The organism is Lysinibacillus sp. VIII_CA (assembly GCF_049943995.1).
Classification (GTDB): Bacteria; Bacillota; Bacilli; order Bacillales_A; family Planococcaceae; genus Lysinibacillus; species Lysinibacillus pinottii.
The window spans coordinates 1-3,730 of the sequence record NZ_JBNFXM010000046.1; the positions used below are offsets into that span (position 1 = coordinate 1).

Annotated in this window: 4 protein-coding genes and 1 pseudogene; all 5 read right to left on the reverse strand. The window is 32.5% G+C overall.

Annotated elements, in window-relative coordinates:
* Positions 1–173: 173 nt before the first annotated feature.
* Positions 174–554: a hypothetical protein gene (locus ACP3VS_RS23920; protein ID WP_426390231.1), complete on the reverse strand. Its 381-nt coding sequence runs from the start codon at positions 552–554 to the stop codon at positions 174–176.
* Positions 555–574: 20 nt separating this feature from the next.
* A complete protein-coding gene (locus ACP3VS_RS23925) occupies positions 575–694 on the reverse strand; it encodes a hypothetical protein (protein ID WP_237068811.1) in 120 nt (39 codons plus the stop codon).
* A 29-nt stretch (positions 695–723) separates the two neighbouring features.
* The gene (locus tag ACP3VS_RS23930; RefSeq protein ID WP_426390233.1) at positions 724–1,314 is read right to left on the reverse strand and encodes a hypothetical protein; all 591 of its coding nucleotides are present in this window, start codon (positions 1,312–1,314) and stop codon (positions 724–726) included.
* A gap of 1,339 nt (positions 1,315–2,653) precedes the next feature.
* On the reverse strand, positions 2,654–3,115 hold the full coding sequence (locus tag ACP3VS_RS23935) for an SUKH-3 domain-containing protein (RefSeq protein ID WP_012295132.1): 462 nt from the start codon (positions 3,113–3,115) through the stop codon (positions 2,654–2,656).
* Between the two features lie 10 nt (positions 3,116–3,125).
* A pseudogene (locus ACP3VS_RS23940) lies at positions 3,126–3,730 on the reverse strand (hypothetical protein); the annotation flags it as partial.

Sequence of the window (3,730 nt, forward strand, 5' to 3'; positions counted from 1 at the left end):
TTCCTGCTAATCCTAATAGACCCATTAAGCATCACCCCCACCAACAGGGATCATCCCCATCATGTCTAGGGCGGAATTGAGGTCAATTGAGGTCTGTGAGTAATTCTTAATTAAATCTAAAATTGATTACTTTCAAAATTTTTATATAGGTATATTGAATCTTTCTGCATATTTTAACAATAGGTTATCTCTACTTGAAAAACATTCTCAATTGAATCATAAGGAGAATCCCCATACTCTTCAATAATGTTTTCATTTAATTCCATCAATACATGCTTAATTTTTTCGTGTACGCTTTGATTACATCTTATTACAATTGCATAGTACCAATCTACTTTACTAAATTTCACTAAAATGAAATTACTAGAGTTTTCCGGTTTTGTCATTATGCGAATAATCTCTGATTCGGATTCAAAATCTTGAATATTTTCAAACTTGGTTTCTCTTGCTAAATTGGTTGGTATTTCCATAATTTCACCTACTTGCTTAACTAGATCGCTTGTATATTCATTTGGAAATTCTAACTCATACTGTACTATAAAATTCTTTTCCACTATTATCACCTATCATTTTATTAATCTTCCATAACTTTACCATTCTTTAATTTATACATATTTTCTTTGGCTTCATAGATATATAATTCAATATTTTTATAATCACTACTAAATGATTTTAGTACATTTTTACAACTCAAGCATACATTTCTTTCTGAGTATAGGTGGATTACACCTTTGCTAACTCTAGTCTTTTATCATACATCCTACAATAACCATTCCTTTTACGCTGGTCACTTCTACCAAAATATCGCGTTGTATCAAAGTGTGTCATATTCCTCCGTGCATCTGTCGGTATCACCACTATATTTTCTAAACCAGTTTGTATATCATACGCTACATCACAGCTCACAAATTCTACTCGGTTTGCCCGCTTTCCTATCATCTCTAGTATTTCTCTGAAATGTGAGTAATGCTCTGGCCTTGTCTCAATCCTTAGGGTATGTAAGTGGCCTTCTGTTTCTCTAAAGTTTTTAAAATATAGATGAATGTATACATCGTCACTTTTCCGCATGTGCAATTCATAGCTATATGTTCCACTATAAATCTTCATTTTCACTTGATATTTCTTCACCCCCAACATATAAACACGTAAAAATGCTGAATGTGGTACATCCTTATAATCTATAACGAACTTATCTATCGAAACCTCTATTTCCATCGCCTGTTCTTCCCCTTGTATGCTAATACTTGTATAAAATTTAACACTTAGTACACTAATTAAATAAGCGCAATCTTTACAATTTACGTATTTAAACATGAAAAAGCACTTGTCGCCTGTTATAGACAATCAAGTGCTTTAAGTTTATAAATTTTCTAAGTTTATTAATATTTGCAAGTTTTATAAGTTATTTTTATATCGACAGTATGACATCTTTTATACTACTTGGCAAGTGTAACGTTTAAACCCTTTAGCTTGTTTAATCTCGTGTGTTTCGTGCTTATGCCACCCATACAGAGGTCCCTTGTAAGTAAAATGTCATCTCGCCTATTCTCTCTCTTATTACATTAGCGTTAAAAGAGCACTTCTTGATGGCCTAGCCTTCATGAGTTATTAATTCAAATTCAAGGATATCTTTAACTGTACACAATTAAAATCTATTTATATTCTTGTTCATCGCCACGAGCTTTGTCATTATCGTTTATTTAGTCACTATTCCATACAAAACTACCTCCTGCATGTAAAATGTCATCTCGCCTAATTCTCACACTTTTCTTCCTAGACAACTGTTTACATAGTACTCCTTGATGGTCCAGCCTTCATGAGTTATTAATTCAAATTCAAGGATATCTTTAACTGTACACAATTAAAAAAACTATTTATATCCTTGTTTATCGCCAAGTGCTTTGTCATTCTCGTATGTAAATATGAATCGAGTTACTAATTATAGCAGTCTTCTATAGCTTTCATTGCAACCAATCTTGTGTGTATGCTTACCTTCATAGACTGTTGATTCAAATAATAAGCCTTTAAAAACTAAAAGTTTCAGTTAATTGAAGTTTAGTATATTAATACAGCCTAAGATAGATATCTAAGCCCTTTATGGTCTGTCTTTAACCGTCCCCTTAAATTATAAAACCAGACTGATCTAAAAAAATGGTGGCAGTTGTCTTTCCCAGCTACCACCATATTATCATTCATTCAATTTAACGTACTCTTATTGTGTAGTAACATATTTTTTATCAATTTCAGATGGTTCCTACTGTTCTTGATAAATTTACTTTTCATCTTTAACAATAACTTCATACATCTCTCCAACATTTGCATCCATTGGTACCCATGCATAATAATTTTGATTAATATAAATTGAACCAACTTTGTTTTTGCATCATTCCAGTAATTTTTCATGCTTGGATAGTATACATCCCTTTTCTTGAAAAATCTTCAAAAAAACGAAGATAACAAAAACAGGTCTATCATGGAGTTATCTAACCACAATCGACCTGCTTTTTGTAATGGAATACCGTTATTCAGGTGAAAAATTCACGCATTAATATGCGTACAAATGAAAAAATGAAAGGACGAAATCTTCATAAGTGTATTACATGAGTTATGTGTAATTAACGGTTTCATTCAGCGCTAGGTAATACTTATCACCTTAATTTTCTAAATGCTCTTCATGTATTACTTTTAACTCTCTCCCTTCACATAAATTGTTGAGAGCTTCATATATTCCGCAACCAATTTTCCAAATATAGTAATCATCTCGTACTGCGTAAACTTCCCCTGCTTTAGACATATACAATACTGCATTATCTCTAAAAGCAGTACCAATTACAACCAAATCCTCACCTATTATAACTTCATATCTTTTATAATGTCTTCTGTCTAAATCCCCCAGCCCTTCCTCCGGATCTATCACAAAATCATCCAATTTTCCATTATATTCGTAGATACACTTTAATTCACCAAATTGCTCTAGTGCCTCTTTTACACAATCGAAAACTATATATCCTTTATCTTCTAAATATTTTACTTGTGAACTAATATCTTTTTTTCGCTCTGGTGTCCACCCTGATTGTTTTAATATTTTTTTTGTTTTTATTGATAGTTTTTCCATTCTAAAAACCTCACTTTTTACCAAAAGGTATATCAACAATAAACTCCTCAAATGTCACTTTACAATTCCCACACATTTCCTTGTATTTACCATTTTTCGTAGAGATGGTGCTCAAGATAATATCTTCAAGCTTTGCTCCTTCCTTAAAAGCTTGATTTACTGCTTGAATTTCTGCACAGTTTTCTACTTCCCATCTCTCAAAACTATCTTTACCTTCTTTTTCCATCGCTCTCTGTTTAGTTTTTTCCACCAACTTTTTAGTATCATCGTGTAAATCCGATGCTGTCGGATTGAATCTAGGATTTCCCGTTCTTAAATCTGTACCAACACCATTATAACCAGTATAAGTTTTTCCAGTTTTCATATCAACAGCAGCAGTTATAACATGTGGAATATGGATATCATTTGTATTTGGATCTATATATTTACCATTAAGAAGTTCTGCTCGTTCTTGCGCAAGCTTCTTCCTTGCCACATCTATAGCTTCGTCTTGTTTTAATACCCTAGTTGTATTTTTATCCGTACCCTTATCCTCAGCAGGCTTTTTATTCGAGCCATTTTGTGATGGTTGGGAATTAGACGGCTTTGGACTTGGAGTTGTTGTGTTTCTTCCAA